The 12,644-nt window shown below is 68.2% G+C and carries 13 protein-coding genes; 7 read left to right on the top strand and 6 right to left on the bottom strand.

The features are described 5' to 3' along the window. Window positions 1-180 precede the first annotated feature (180 nt). Window positions 181-1,716, top strand: coding sequence for a methyl-accepting chemotaxis protein (locus DIE16_RS14190; RefSeq protein WP_124487784.1), 1,536 nt, complete (start codon window positions 181-183; stop codon window positions 1,714-1,716). Window positions 1,717-1,749: 33 nt separating this feature from the next. Here the strand turns inward: DIE16_RS14190 and DIE16_RS14185 are convergent, their stop codons facing one another. Next, window positions 1,750-2,910, bottom strand: a complete 1,161-nt coding sequence (locus DIE16_RS14185) for an alkane 1-monooxygenase (protein WP_124892493.1) — start codon at window positions 2,908-2,910, stop codon at window positions 1,750-1,752. 544 nt (window positions 2,911-3,454) lie between these two features. On the opposite strand from DIE16_RS14185, the gene DIE16_RS14180 reads away from it, so the two are divergent. The 5 genes from DIE16_RS14180 to DIE16_RS14160 all read left to right on the top strand — a co-directional run bounded on the left by DIE16_RS14180 (window position 3,455) and on the right by DIE16_RS14160 (window position 6,743). Beyond that, window positions 3,455-4,108, top strand: coding sequence for a GNAT family N-acetyltransferase (locus DIE16_RS14180; RefSeq protein ID WP_260426262.1), 654 nt, complete (start codon window positions 3,455-3,457; stop codon window positions 4,106-4,108). 166 nt (window positions 4,109-4,274) lie between these two features. Continuing rightward, window positions 4,275-5,042: a septum site-determining protein MinC gene (gene minC / locus DIE16_RS14175; RefSeq protein ID WP_124522124.1), complete on the top strand. Its 768-nt coding sequence runs from the start codon at window positions 4,275-4,277 to the stop codon at window positions 5,040-5,042. 59 nt (window positions 5,043-5,101) lie between these two features. Beyond that, the gene (gene minD, locus DIE16_RS14170; RefSeq protein ID WP_044849298.1) at window positions 5,102-5,917 is read left to right on the top strand and encodes a septum site-determining protein MinD; all 816 of its coding nucleotides are present in this window, start codon (window positions 5,102-5,104) and stop codon (window positions 5,915-5,917) included. A gap of 12 nt (window positions 5,918-5,929) precedes the next feature. Then, entirely contained in the window at window positions 5,930-6,184 is a 255-nt protein-coding gene (minE, locus tag DIE16_RS14165) for a cell division topological specificity factor MinE (protein ID WP_006486661.1), read from the top strand. Between the two features lie 157 nt (window positions 6,185-6,341). Next, window positions 6,342-6,743: a YXWGXW repeat-containing protein gene (locus tag DIE16_RS14160; protein ID WP_124892492.1), complete on the top strand. Its 402-nt coding sequence runs from the start codon at window positions 6,342-6,344 to the stop codon at window positions 6,741-6,743. A 116-nt stretch (window positions 6,744-6,859) separates the two neighbouring features. Here DIE16_RS14160 and DIE16_RS14155 read toward each other — a convergent pair whose 3' ends face one another. Then, window positions 6,860-8,443 (bottom strand): chloride channel protein, encoded by a 1,584-nt coding sequence (locus DIE16_RS14155; RefSeq protein ID WP_260434382.1) that lies wholly within the window; start codon window positions 8,441-8,443, stop codon window positions 6,860-6,862. A 180-nt stretch (window positions 8,444-8,623) separates the two neighbouring features. On the opposite strand from DIE16_RS14155, the gene waaC reads away from it, so the two are divergent. Then, window positions 8,624-9,622: a lipopolysaccharide heptosyltransferase I gene (gene waaC, locus DIE16_RS14150; RefSeq protein WP_124487788.1), complete on the top strand. Its 999-nt coding sequence runs from the start codon at window positions 8,624-8,626 to the stop codon at window positions 9,620-9,622. A gap of 56 nt (window positions 9,623-9,678) precedes the next feature. Here waaC and DIE16_RS14145 read toward each other — a convergent pair whose 3' ends face one another. The 4 genes from DIE16_RS14145 to DIE16_RS14125 form a co-directional block, all read right to left on the bottom strand. Then, window positions 9,679-9,858, bottom strand: coding sequence for a hypothetical protein (locus tag DIE16_RS14145; protein ID WP_124487789.1), 180 nt, complete (start codon window positions 9,856-9,858; stop codon window positions 9,679-9,681). Window positions 9,859-9,960: 102 nt separating this feature from the next. Beyond that, entirely contained in the window at window positions 9,961-11,271 is a 1,311-nt protein-coding gene (locus DIE16_RS14140; protein WP_124892491.1) for an MFS transporter, read from the bottom strand. A 287-nt stretch (window positions 11,272-11,558) separates the two neighbouring features. After that, entirely contained in the window at window positions 11,559-12,050 is a 492-nt protein-coding gene (locus DIE16_RS14130) for an energy transducer TonB (RefSeq protein WP_044848527.1), read from the bottom strand. 235 nt (window positions 12,051-12,285) lie between these two features. Beyond that, window positions 12,286-12,579 (bottom strand): hypothetical protein, encoded by a 294-nt coding sequence (locus DIE16_RS14125; protein WP_044848553.1) that lies wholly within the window; start codon window positions 12,577-12,579, stop codon window positions 12,286-12,288. Window positions 12,580-12,644 lie beyond the last annotated feature (65 nt).

Genomic DNA, 12,644 nt, shown 5'->3' with positions numbered 1-12,644 from the left:
CCGCTTGGGCGTTGTTGCCTCGGTTCCCGCCGCCCACGGATCGCCACGGGCTTCGTGCTCTACCCGCACGGTTCCCGCCGCCGCTTGCCCGCTTCAGCCTTGACCTCGCGCGCCGTTAACAGAGCGGTCGGCGGCTCGCGCTTTTTGCGCGGTCGCCGTTCTCCGACGATCCAAGGTCCCATGAAGCTGAGCTACAAGATTCCCCTCGCATTCGCCATTGCGCTGCTGCTGATGTTCTGCGGCGCGCTATACGGCATCCGCATTCTCAATCGCTCGATCGACACGTTCGCGAACGACGTGCAGACGCACGTTGCCGACGAGCGGCTCGTATCGGCCACGCTCGTGCAGTTCAAGCTGCAGGTGCAGGAATGGAAGGACACGCTGCTGCGCGGCAAGCAGCCCGACAAGCTCGACAAGTACTGGCAGGCATTCCAGACGCGCGAGCGCACGGTAGACACGCTCGCCGCGCAGCTCGTCGGCGAGCTGCCGCCCGGCGAGAGCCGGACGCTCGTCGAGCAGTTCATGCGCGCGCATGCGGCGATGGGCGACGGCTACCGGCGCGGGTTCGACGCGTTCAAGGCCGCGGGCTTCGAGCCGACGGCCGGGGACGCGGCCGTGGCGGGCGTCGATCGGGCGCCCGCCGCGCTGCTCGAGCGCGCGGCGAAGGCGATCGCCGACGAGAGTGCTGCCGTATCGTCGCAAGCGAGCCGCGATGCGCGCCACGCGACCGCGGCGAGCGTCGTGCTCATGCTGATCGTGCTCGGCATCGCGATGATCGGTGCGTTCCTGTTCAGCCGCGCGATCCTGCGGCCGCTCGATCGCGCCGTGGCCTGTGCACAGGCGGTGGCCGGTGGCGACCTGACGCGCGACGTCGACGCGGCCGGCCGCGACGAGATCGCCGATCTGCTGCGCGCATTGAAGACGATGCAGGCGAGCCTGTCGGGTGTCGTGCTCGAGGTGCGTACGCATGCCGAAGCCGTCGCGACCGCGAGTGCGCAGATCGCGGCGGGCAATCACGACCTGTCGTCGCGCACCGAGGCGCAGGCTGCCTCGCTCGAGGAAACCGCGGCCAGCATGACCGAACTGACGGGCATCGTGCGCCAGTCGGCCGAACACGCGCAGCATGCGGCGCAGCTCGCACGCGACGCATCGGACATCGCGTCCGCGGGCGGTGGCGTGATGACGGACGCGGTCGGCACGATGAGCGGGATTGCCGCCAGCGCGGCGAAGGTCGGCGAGATCATCGCGGTCATCGACGGCATCGCATTCCAGACCAACATCCTCGCGCTGAACGCGGCCGTCGAGGCGGCGCGCGCGGGCGAGCAGGGGCGCGGCTTCGCGGTCGTCGCGTCGGAGGTGCGCACGCTCGCGCAGCGCAGCGCGGCCGCCGCCAAGGAGATCAAAACGCTGATCGAGCAATCGACGCGGCGGGTCGACGAGGGCGCCGTGCTGATCGCGCGCGCGGGCGAATCGATCCACGAGATCGTCGGCGCGGTGCAGCGGGTCACGTCGATCGTCGGCGAGATCTCGTCCGCTTCGCAGGAGCAAAGCGGCGGCATCCAGCAGGTGAACGTCGCGGTCACGCAGATGGATGAAGCGACGCAGCGCAATGCGGCGCTGGTCGAACAGGCGTCGGCGGCGACGCAGGCGCTGGCCGAGCAGGCGAGCGCGCTGCGGCACGCGGTCGCCGTGTTCAGGCTGCCGCAGGCCGCGTGACGATATCGCCGACCGCGACCGCGCCGTCCTGCGTCACCCCGCGGCCGAATACTGCGCGAGCACGCGAGCGCGGATCGATGGCTTGATGTTCGATTGCGCCATGTTGCCGCCATAGTGCGCGACGACACGCGGATTCATCACGCGATACCAGAGCGGCGGCACATAGGCGAACAGGATCATCGTCGCGTAGCCGGCCGGCAGTTGCGGCGAGTCGTCGAAGTGTCGCAGCGCCTGGTACGAGCGCGTCGGGTTCGCGTGATGGTCGGCGTGCCGCTGCAACTGGTACAGGAACAGGTTGGTGACGACGTGATTGCTGTTCCACGAATGCTGCGGCGTGCAGCGCTCGTAGCGGCCGCTCGGCAGCTTGCGGCGGCCGAGCCCGTAGTGCTCGACGTAGTTGACGACTTCGAGCAGCGACGCGCCGTACGCGGCCTGGATCACGAGGAACGGGATCACGATCTTGCCGGCCATCGCGAGCGCGATGCCCCACACGACGACAGTCATCGCCCACGCGTGCAGCACCTCGTTGCGCCAGGTCCACGGCGAATGCCCGAGCCGCTCGAGGCGTGCCTTCTCGAGGCGCCACGCCGAGCGGATGCTGCCCGTCACCGTGCGCGGCAGGAAGGCCCAGAACGATTCGCCGTAGCGAGCGCTCGCCGGATCCTCGGCCGTCGCGACGCGCACGTGATGGCCGCGGTTGTGCTCGACGAAGAAGTGCCCGTACGCCACCGGCGCGAGCGTGACTTTCGCGAGCCCGCGCTCGAAGCGGCTGGTCTTGTGCCCGAGTTCGTGCGCGGTGTTGATCGAGATGCCCGTCGCGGCGCCGAGCGACAGCGCGAAGCCGACGTAGTCGTACCATGCGAGCGCATGCGTGCCGACGATCCGCACGCACATGAAGAACGCGATGTATTCGACCAGCGTCGCGAGATAGACGATGTAGCGGTAGTAGCGCTCGCGTTCGAGATGCGGGACGACGGCTTCGGGCGGATTGTCGCGATCGTCGCCGATCAGCGTGTCCAGGACCGGGATCGCGCCGAACGCGAACAGCGGGCCGAACCACCAGAACACGTGGAGGCCCGTCGACAGCGCGAGCTGGGCCGAGAGGATCGGCAGCGTGATCGTCACCGCGCCGAGCAGCCACAGATAACGTTTGCCATCCGACCAGCCCGAGGCCGATGCGTCGGTCATTGCCATTGTCTCCCTCCTTTTCGGGGCCGGCTCCCGCGTGTGCGGGTGCGGCGGCCGAGTGACGCGCTTGTCGTCGTTCGAATCGTCGTGGGTCCGCGGCACGGCGCGCGGCACCGGATCGGTGGTCCGGTTGTGCCAGTTATACGACCGTCGCGCGCGCTTTCCAAACCCCGCCGCTAGGCGGGCGACTCCAAACGGCGGCCCGTGCAGGACGCGGGCCGGGAGGGGCCTGCGCCACGGTGATTGAAACAGGCCGGAGCGGGTCCGATCCGCTCGTGCGGCCGGCATTCTCGTCGGATGAATACGTGAGGCCACACGCGCGAATATGCGGCGGCGCGGTCCGCAACGAATGTTGCAATGCAATAAATGCGACGCGACATCGCGTGGCGGCGCGGCTTTTTGGGATACATATATTACGGATCATTACGGCGCCGCTGCGGGGTAACGTCGGACCCTGACCACATGAATGCCATGCATGACAAGGCGAGCGGGGCGACGCGTCCGACTTCGCCGTTCGGACTGCCATGCGTCGCGGCCCGTCGACGCGTCGATGCTGCACCCGCACACCCGCGCGTGCGCGACGCGTGCTGCCTTTCGATCCGCGCTGTCATTTGAAAATTACGATTTGACTCATGCCCCGCTTTCGGTTGAAGCTAGTAACTTGCTGTCCGAAGGGGGCTGTGCCTGCATGAGTTCGACCTTGACCGTTCGTCGTATCGCTGCCGATCAGGGCGGCGTGTATCGCGAACTCCGCGCCGCATCGCTGCGTGAGCCCTACGCGCCCGGTGAAGCGCCGGAGGCCGAATTGCTGAACGTCGATTCCGACGCGGCGGCGGCCATCGCCGCGCTGCGTGCCGCGTCCGACGAGTCGACGACTTTCCTGCTGTACACCGAAGGCCATCCGGCCGGCATGATCGGCGCGTATTTCGACACGACGCCCGAGCGGCGCGCGTTCGTCAGCGAGCTGTGGGTCGCGCACGCGGTCCGCCACCTGCGCGGCGGCGTGCTGTTGCTGGAAACGGCTACCGCGTGGCTGGCCGAACGCGGGGCGCGGGACGTCTACGCATGGATCGCCGATGCGAACCGCAACGCGATCCGTTTCTACGAACGGGCGGGCTTCGGCAACACGGGCGAGCATGCGCCGATCGCGCGGATGCCCGGCGCAATGAAGTCGTTGTTCGTGTCGCACTTCAACACACCCTGACGCATGAATGCGCGGGCCGCACGGCGTGATGAAGGCCCGGCCGCCCGCCCGACTGCCCGCCTGCCGGTTGCGCGCTCGCCGCGACCGTCGCCCCCTGGCTCCCCAAAAATAATGGCCGCACGCGTGGACGCCTGTAAAATACGCAAAAATTTTTTGCAGAGTGTCCATGTCGCTTAAAAAATCGCCATTCTTCGAGCTGCGCAGCGGATCGGTCGATACGTTGCTGTTCACCGTGAAGACGACCGATCTCGATGCGTTGCGTACCGAACTGGTCAAGCGCTTCGAAGCGACTCCCGAGTTTTTCGCCGATGATGTCGTCGCGATCGACGTCCGCCGCCTCGCGGACGGCGAACGCGTCGCGCTCGCCGACATCCGCCAGATGCTGAACGACGTGCGGATGCGCCCGGTGGGCGTCGTCGCGCTGGCGACGCAGGGCTGGGCGGGGGAAGCCGGCCTGCCGTTGCTCGAGGCGCGCGATCGCCGCGTGTCGGCCGCGAAGCCGGCCGAGGAAGCGGAGGCGGCGCCCGTCGCGGCGCCGGCCGCTGCGGCGGCAGCCGAACCGGCGCCGGAACCTGCGCCGACGCCGGTTGCGGCGGGCGGCCAGACGCTGGTGATCGACCGGCCGCTGCGTTCGGGGCAGCAGATTTACGCGAAAGGAGACCTCGTGGTGCTGGCGCCGGTCAGTCACGGTGCCGAGATCATCGCGGAAGGCAACATCCACATCTACGCGCCGTTGCGCGGCCGCGCACTCGCGGGCGTGCACGGCAATCACGACGCGCGCATTTTCTGCACGTGTCTCGAGCCGGAACTGATTTCGATCGCGGGTATCTATCGAACGACCGAGAACCCGTTGCCCGCCGACATACTGGGCAAATCGGTGCAGATCCGGCTCGAAGAGGAAAAACTGATGATCGAACCGCTGCGCCTGACGTGATTCACGCGGCACGCTCCGGGTCGATCGGCTCTCATTGACGAACACAGGGTATTGGGTAAATGGCAAAAATCATCGTGGTGACTTCGGGCAAGGGCGGCGTGGGCAAGACGACGACCAGCGCGAGCTTCGCGTCCGGCCTCGCGCTGCGCGGCCACAAGACGGCCGTGATCGACTTCGACGTCGGCCTGCGCAACCTCGATCTCATCATGGGCTGCGAGCGTCGCGTGGTGTATGACCTCGTCAACGTGATCCAGGGCGAAGCGAACCTGAACCAGGCGCTGATCAAGGACAAGAAGTGCGAGAACCTGTTCATCCTGCCGGCATCGCAGACGCGCGACAAGGATGCGCTCACGCGTGACGGCGTCGAGAAGGTGCTGAACGACCTGGTCGCGATGGACTTCGAATACATCGTCTGCGACTCGCCGGCCGGTATCGAGGCGGGCGCGCTGCACGCGATGTACTTCGCGGACGAAGCGCTGATCGTCACGAACCCGGAAGTGTCGTCGGTGCGCGACTCGGACCGCATTCTCGGCATCCTGTCGTCGAAGACGAAGCGCGCGGCCGAAGGCAAGGATCCGATCAAGGAACACCTGCTGATCACGCGCTACAGCCCGAAGCGCGTGAGCGAAGGCGAAATGCTGTCGCTCGAGGACATCAGCGAGATCCTGCGCATCAAGCTGATCGGCGTGGTGCCGGAATCGGAAGCCGTGCTGCACGCCTCGAACCAGGGCCTGCCGGCCGTGCACATCGACGGCACCGACGTTGCGGAAGCGTACAAGGACGTCGTCGCGCGCTTCCTCGGCGAGGACAAGCCGCTGCGCTTCACCGATTATCAGAAGCCGGGCCTGCTGCAGCGCCTCTTCGGCAGCAAGTAACGGAGGCCGCCCATGTCCATCCTTTCGTTTCTCCTCGGCGAGAAGAAGAAGTCCGCATCGGTCGCGAAGGAGCGCCTGCAGCTCATCATCGCGCACGAGCGGGTCGGCGGCCGGCCGCCGGCCGATTACCTGCCGGCGCTGCAGAAGGAGCTGGTCGCGGTCATCTCGAAGTACGTCCATATTTCGAACGATGACATCCGCGTGAGCCTCGAGCGCCAGGACGATCTCGAAGTCCTCGAAGTGAAGATCGAGATTCCGCAAGCCTGACCGCTGTCTGTTCCCCCGCACGGTGGCGCCTGCCGCCGTGCGCGTCTTACGCCCTGTTGCACTTTCGGGCGAGCCGTAACACGGCGTCTGTCGGCCGTTGGTCGATCTCCCGCATTGAACGAATACGCTCGCGTCATTTGTCAATCAGGAGGTTGTGATGGCTGTCTCTACCGTTCAACGCCGTATCGTTTCGCTCGTACTGTTCGCCGCGGGCCTGTCAGCCGTCGCCGCGCCGCTCGCCGCACGCGCAGACGAAATCCTCGTCGGTACGCCCGTGATGGTGCAGTCGGGCCGGGTGGTCGTCGCCGAACCGGTGGCCGCGCCCGCCGAGGAAATCGTCGTCGTCGCGCCGAACGCGCCGCCGCCGGTGCGCTACGAGGTCGTGCCCGACGCACGCGTCGGCTATGTGTGGGAGCGCGGTCACTGGCACTGGGATCATGGCCGCTACGTCTGGATCGGCGGCCGCTGGGAAACCGAGCGTATCGGCATGCACTGGGTGCCGGGCCACTGGGATCAGCGCGGCCCGAACTGGTTCTGGACGCGCGGCCATTGGGCCTGACGGAGGCGCGCGATGAAAAGAACCGCCCTTGCCATTGCGCTCGTCGCGATCACGCTCGCCGGCTGTATCGTCGTGCCGGCGCGGCCCGTCTACTATCGGCCCGCGCCGGTGGTGATCTACTGAGGGGTACGCGGGCCCGTCTGCGCCGGGCCGCTCGTGCCGGAAGGAGTCGTGCCGGAAGCGGTCGTGCCGGAAGCGGACGGTCCGTCGTCGTGCGACGTCGCGGGCGTGTGCGTGGCGGCGTTGCCGGCCGCCGGGGCCTGCGGCTCGCCACTGTCCCGTTCGCGCAGCGTGTCGAGCGGATCGGCGGGCGCGGCGGCCGCGTCCTGCGGCTCGACGACGCCGGCCGCAACCGCCGGCGCGGCGGCGGGTTCAGCGGCGGCCGCGGGCGGCGCGAGATAGCGCTGCGCGAGTGTTTCGTAGAGCGGCGGCGCGAAGAAGCGCGCCATCCGGCTCGACACCAGTGCGGTCGCCATCAGCGAAATCACGAGCGCGTGACCGTTGATCATCTCCATCACGATCACGAACGACGTGATCGGCGACTGCGTGACCGCCGCGAGGTAGCCGACCATCGCGAGCGCGATCAGCATCGGCAGGCTCATGTCGCCGAACACGAGGTGCAGCAGGTTGCCGAACCCGGCGCCGATCGACAGCGACGGCGCGAAGATCCCGCCCGGAATGCCCGGCAGGTACGACGCGACCATCGACACCATCTTCAGGAACGGATAGAGCACCGACAGCCGTTCATGGCCGTCGAGCAGGCCGCGCGCCTCGGCATAGCCGCTGCCGAACGTCGTCCCGCCCGACACGAGGCCGACGACGGCGATCACGAAACCGCACAGCGCCGCGAACGCGATCGGGCGCTCGCGATACAGGCCGAGCAGGCGCGCGGGCAGCCAGCGCCCGGTATTGAGCAGCAGCCAGCTGAAGAGGCCGCCCGCGACGCCGGTCACGAGCGCGGTGACGAGCACGGCGACGGCAAGCATCTTCGGGAAATGCTGGCCGGCGTCGATCGTGCCGAAGTACGTGTAGTTGCCGTTCAGGCCCAGCGCGACGACACCGGCGAGGATGATCGCGGTGATCAGCACGCCGCTTGCGCGGGCGGAGAAGCTGCGGGTCAACTCCTCGATCGCGAACACGATCCCGGCGAGCGGCGTATTGAACGCGGCCGACAGGCCGGCCGCCGCGCCGGCGAGTACGAGCTGTCGTTCGATCTGCGCGTTCGAGCGCGGGTAGAAGCGCCGCAGGTTGAACATCAGCGACGCGCCGACCTGCACGGTCGGGCCTTCGCGTCCGATCGTGAAGCCGCCGAGGATGCCCATGAACGAGATCAGGACCTTGCCGAACAGGATGCGCAGGGTCAGCAGCCGCGCGCCGAACGCGCCCGGGCTCGCATGCAGCGTCGCAATGACCTGCGGGATCCCGCTGCCCTCGGCGCCGCGGAAGAAGCGGCGCGTGAGCCATGCCGACGCGGCGGCGATCGACGGCGTCAGCAGCAGCGGCAGCCACGCGGCGTGGTCGCGCATCGTGCGGAACGTGTCGTAGCCCCAGTCGATCAGCCGCGCGTACAGCACGGCCGCGAGGCCCACGGCGATCGCGCCGAGCCAGAACACGCCGTACTGGCGCCAGATCCGCAGCGAGCGGCGGGTGAGGGCGGGAAACAACCCGGAAAGCAGGGCAGGAAGGGCGGGGCGTTGCATCGGCGGAAGCCGGGAGGGCAAAGAGCGCATTATAAAAAGAACCTGATGCAGCCGGGGCTCGACAAATCCTCACAAAAGCGTCGCACTTTGTTGCAAATGTAATGTCGGCGTAATGTATCAACGCGGCAACCGTCGTTAGCATCACCAAATGGCCGGCCCACCCCATTCATCATAAGAAAAGTGAAACGCATCCTCATCGTGAAAGTGACGTCGCTCGGCGACGTCGTCCAGACGCTGCCTGTCGTCGCGGACCTCCACCGTGCCTTTCCGGGCGTAACGGTCGACTGGGCCGTCGACGAATCGTGCGCCGAGGTCGTGCGCTGGCATCCGGGTGTGAGCAAGGTGCTTTGCGCGCCGTTGCGGCGGTTCAAGAAGCTCCGGAACGGCGGCGACCTGAAGGCGATCTCGGCGTCGATCGGCGCGCTGCGCGCGCACCGCTACGATGCGGTCATCGACCTGCACGGCGTCTACAAGAGCGCGATCATCTCGGCACTCGCGCGTGCCGCGCGCCGCGTCGGCTATCAGACGCAGGATCTCGGCGAGGCGGGTGCCCGCTTCGCCTACTCGCATCGCTTCGGCCCGCGGCCGGACTGCGACGCGTGGCACGGGATGCGCGTGAGCGCCGGCGAGGCGCTGGGCTATGTCCCCGAGGGCAGCGCCGCTTACGGGATCGTCCCGCCGCAGGATGCGAACCTGCCGCCCGCCGTGACCGACGGCGCGCCGTTCATGCTGCTGTTTCACGCCACGTCCAATCCGGACAAGCAATGGCCCGCCGACCACTGGGCCGCGCTGGCTACGCAGATGATGGCGCGCGGCGTGCGCGTGCTCGTGCCGTGGGGATCGGCAGCCGAACACGACGCTGCGCAGGACATTGCCGCGCGTGCGTCGGGCGCGATCGTGCTGCCGGCGATGTCGGTGCGCGAACTGGGTGCGGCCATCGGCCGGGCCGCGCTCGTGGTGGGAGTCGATACCGGGTTCGTGCATATGGCGCACGCGCTGCAGCGGCCGACCGTGATGATTTTCGTCGCGACGTCGCGTCACCATTGCGGCATCGGCGGCGCGCCGAACGCGCTGTCGATCGGCGAACCGGGCGCGCCGCCGTCGGTTGCGCAGGCACTCGATGCGATCGATGCGGTCGGGCCGGCCTATGGCGCGCTGCGTGACCGGCTGACGGCCTAGGGCCAGCGCGAGCCCGCTATCGGCATGAACCGGCCCGGGGGAAGCGGGCCGCGCGTTCAGGCGAGCAGCGCTGCGACCGTCATCACCGCGGCGACGGCGGCCAGGTTGGCGAGAAGCGCCTCGAACAGGACGCCGCGCCAGGTTTTCGGCCGGAAGCGCGCCGCGAGCAGCAGGGCGCCACCCGGCGCGAGCGCCAGGATCAGGACGAGGCCAGCGTTGTCGAGGCGGAGGTTCATTGCGGCGGCTCCTTCAGCGGAGGGAGCCCGGGGTGCGTGACGGCGCCCCCGGATCGAGCATAGGCGGCGACCCCGCCGCACAACCCGGGGCGCCTCGAGGGCTCAGACGAGCGATGCGTCGCGGGTTTCGCGCATCAGCAGCACGCCGACCAGGCTGATTGCCGCCGCAACCGACACGTAGCCGCCGACCCACGACAGGCCGCCACGCGCGGCGAGCAGTTGCGCGATGTACGGCGCGATCGACGCGCCGAGGATCCCGCCGAGGTTGTACGCGACCCCCGCGCCCGTATAGCGGACGTTGGTCGGGAACAATTCGGGCAGCAGCGCGCCCATCGGCGCGAACGTCACGCCCATCAGGAACAGCTCGATGGTCAGGAACAGCGCGACGAGCGGCATCGAGCCGCTGCCGAGCAGCGGCTCCATCGCGAAGCCGGACGACAGCGCGGCGATCGCGCCGACGACCAGCACCGGCTTGCGGCCGAAGCGGTCCGAGGCCCACGCCGACAGCGGCGTCGCAAGCCCCATGAACACGACCGCGAAGCACAGCAGGCCGAGGAAGCTCTGGCGCGGAATATGCAGCGTCGACACGCCGTACGACAGCGAGAACACCGTCGAGATATAGAACAGCGTGTAGCAGACCACCATCGCGAGCGCGCCGAGCAGCGTCGGCTTCCAGTGTTGCGAGACGAGCGTCGCGACCGGCACGCGCACGCGCTCGTTGCGGTCGAGTGCGGCCTGGAACGCCGGCGTCTCGGTGATTTTCAGCCGCACGTACAGGCCGAGCGCGACGAGCACCGCGCTGACGAGGAACGGGATGCGCCAGCCCCAGCTGCGGAATTGTTCGTCGGACAGCGACAGCGCGAGCGCGAAGAACAACCCGTTCGACATCAGGAAGCCCACCGACGGGCCCAGCTGCGGGAACATCCCGAACCAGCCGCGCTTGCCTTGCGGCGCGTGCTCGGTCGCGAGCAGCGCCGCACCGCCCCATTCGCCGCCGAGGCCGATCCCCTGGCCGAAGCGCAGCACGCACAGCAGCACCGGTGCGAGCGCACCGATCGTGTCGTAGCCGGGCACGAAGCCGATCGCGGTGGTGGACACGCCCATCACGAGCAGCGACGCGACGAGCGTCGATTTGCGGCCGATGCGGTCGCCGAAGTGGCCGAACAGGAACGAGCCGATCGGCCGCGCGATGAACGCGATGCCGAACGTGACGAATGCGGACAGCGCCTGGGCGGTCGCGGAGCCGTACGGAAAGAACACGGGGCCGATGACGAGTGCCGCGGCGGTCGCGTACACGTAGAAGTCGTAGAACTCGATCGCGGTGCCGATGAAGCTCGCGAACACGATGCGCCGGTGGCTGACGGCGCCGGCCGAACCGGTTGCGTGTGCAACGGCCGGGGGAGATGCGGACATGGATGTCTCCGTTTTGTCGTTGGGCGGTCGGCCGGGTGAGCGCTCGGGCAGGCGGGCGCTTGCCGGGAGCGGCCGAGCGGATGAGGCGGCGGCGTGGACGCGCGGCGTGGCGCGGACGTCACCCGCCGGTCGACGATGGAGACGGATAGGTCGCCGCCGCCCGGTGCCGGCGTGGTCGGCTCGCATGCCGGGTGCGGCGCGCGAACGCGCGCGGGAGGGTGGCCGCGCGATTGCGGAAAATTATAGCCAGCGCCGCGACATGGCGGCAAACGCGGGCGGGCGCGGGCTCAGTCGATCGATTGCGCCTGCGCGGATGCGGTGCTTTGCAACTGGAAGTGGCCGTCGTCGTTGAACAGCCAGCCTTCCATCATCTCGAGCCGGCCATTGCCGTCCAGCAGTTTCGACGGCGGTGGCGGCAGTGGCGCCGAGCGGCGCAGCGACGCGAGCGCGAGCGCTTCCGCTTCACTGTCGCCGTTGCTGCGATAGACGGATGCGTTGACGAGCTGGCCGCTGCGATCGACGGTGAACGCGACGACGACGAGCGAGCGCAGCATCGCCTGCGGCATCCCGTGCGACACGGCGGACGGATTGTGCTCGGCGACGCACTGCGCGACTTCCACGCGGTACTGGTCGCGATTCGCGCTGCGGATGACCGACGGAATCGTCAGGATCGAGCGCAGCGACGGGGGCGGCGTGATCGTGCAGGCGGCAAGCATGACGGCGGCGACCAGCGCGGCAATGCGCAGCCGGTCGACGCCCGGGCAGGGAAGAGAAGGCATGGGGGAGTGCCGGAGGGTGACGATAAAAAAATGATAGGCGTCTGCGCGCGGCGCGTTATCGGGACAAACGCATAGCACGCGAAGCGCGATGTGCCGATTCGCGGATGATGGCGATTCGGCGGGGCTTCCGGCGCGCATCGCGACGCGATGTGACATGACACGTGACCATGCGGGCACGACGATTGCGCACGCGCGGCGCGTGCCGGCCGCAACGGCAGCGGCGTGCTCGACCGGCTCAGTAGCCGTGTGTCACGAGCGATAGAACGGACAGGTCCGGATGCGTGCCGTCGATGATGGTCTTGCCGATGTGCACGGCTTCATGCACCGCTTCCTCGACGCTCGCGAAGCTTTCTTCGCCGTCCGCATGGAACGGCACGGCATGATCCGGCAGCGCGGGGTTCACGCCCGGATGGCAGACATAGCCTGTGTAGGTGTAGCGCGCATCGCTGCCGGGGACGAGGCCCGGCACCACATGGATCTCGAAGCCTTCGTAATCGACGTGATCGGGCGCTGTCGACAGTTCGGTCATGGCGGTCTCCGTGTGCCGCACGCACGGATGGCGCGGGCGGCATCGAATTGCGGCGGCGGTCGTGT

The sequence above is a fragment of the Burkholderia sp. Bp9090 genome (genome assembly GCF_003857985.1).
In the GTDB taxonomy this organism is placed as follows: Bacteria; Pseudomonadota; Gammaproteobacteria; order Burkholderiales; family Burkholderiaceae; genus Burkholderia.
This window is presented reverse-complemented; position numbering and strand designations above follow the sequence as displayed.

Coding starts and splice junctions, on each gene's coding strand:
- DIE16_RS14190 (WP_124487784.1), top strand. CDS start 181: ATGAAGCTGAGCTACAAGATTCCCCTCGCATTCGCCATTGCGCTGCTG.
- DIE16_RS14140 (WP_124892491.1), bottom strand. CDS start 11,271: ATGTCCGCATCTCCCCCGGCCGTTGCACACGCAACCGGTTCGGCCGGC.
- DIE16_RS14130 (WP_044848527.1), bottom strand. CDS start 12,050: ATGCCTTCTCTTCCCTGCCCGGGCGTCGACCGGCTGCGCATTGCCGCG.
- DIE16_RS14160 (WP_124892492.1), top strand. CDS start 6,342: ATGGCTGTCTCTACCGTTCAACGCCGTATCGTTTCGCTCGTACTGTTC.
- DIE16_RS14155 (WP_260434382.1), bottom strand. CDS start 8,443: ATGCAACGCCCCGCCCTTCCTGCCCTGCTTTCCGGGTTGTTTCCCGCC.
- DIE16_RS14185 (WP_124892493.1), bottom strand. CDS start 2,910: ATGGCAATGACCGACGCATCGGCCTCGGGCTGGTCGGATGGCAAACGT.
- minD (WP_044849298.1), top strand. CDS start 5,102: ATGGCAAAAATCATCGTGGTGACTTCGGGCAAGGGCGGCGTGGGCAAG.
- DIE16_RS14125 (WP_044848553.1), bottom strand. CDS start 12,579: ATGACCGAACTGTCGACAGCGCCCGATCACGTCGATTACGAAGGCTTC.
- minE (WP_006486661.1), top strand. CDS start 5,930: ATGTCCATCCTTTCGTTTCTCCTCGGCGAGAAGAAGAAGTCCGCATCG.
- minC (WP_124522124.1), top strand. CDS start 4,275: ATGTCGCTTAAAAAATCGCCATTCTTCGAGCTGCGCAGCGGATCGGTC.
- DIE16_RS14145 (WP_124487789.1), bottom strand. CDS start 9,858: ATGAACCTCCGCCTCGACAACGCTGGCCTCGTCCTGATCCTGGCGCTC.
- DIE16_RS14180 (WP_260426262.1), top strand. CDS start 3,455: ATGCTGCACCCGCACACCCGCGCGTGCGCGACGCGTGCTGCCTTTCGA.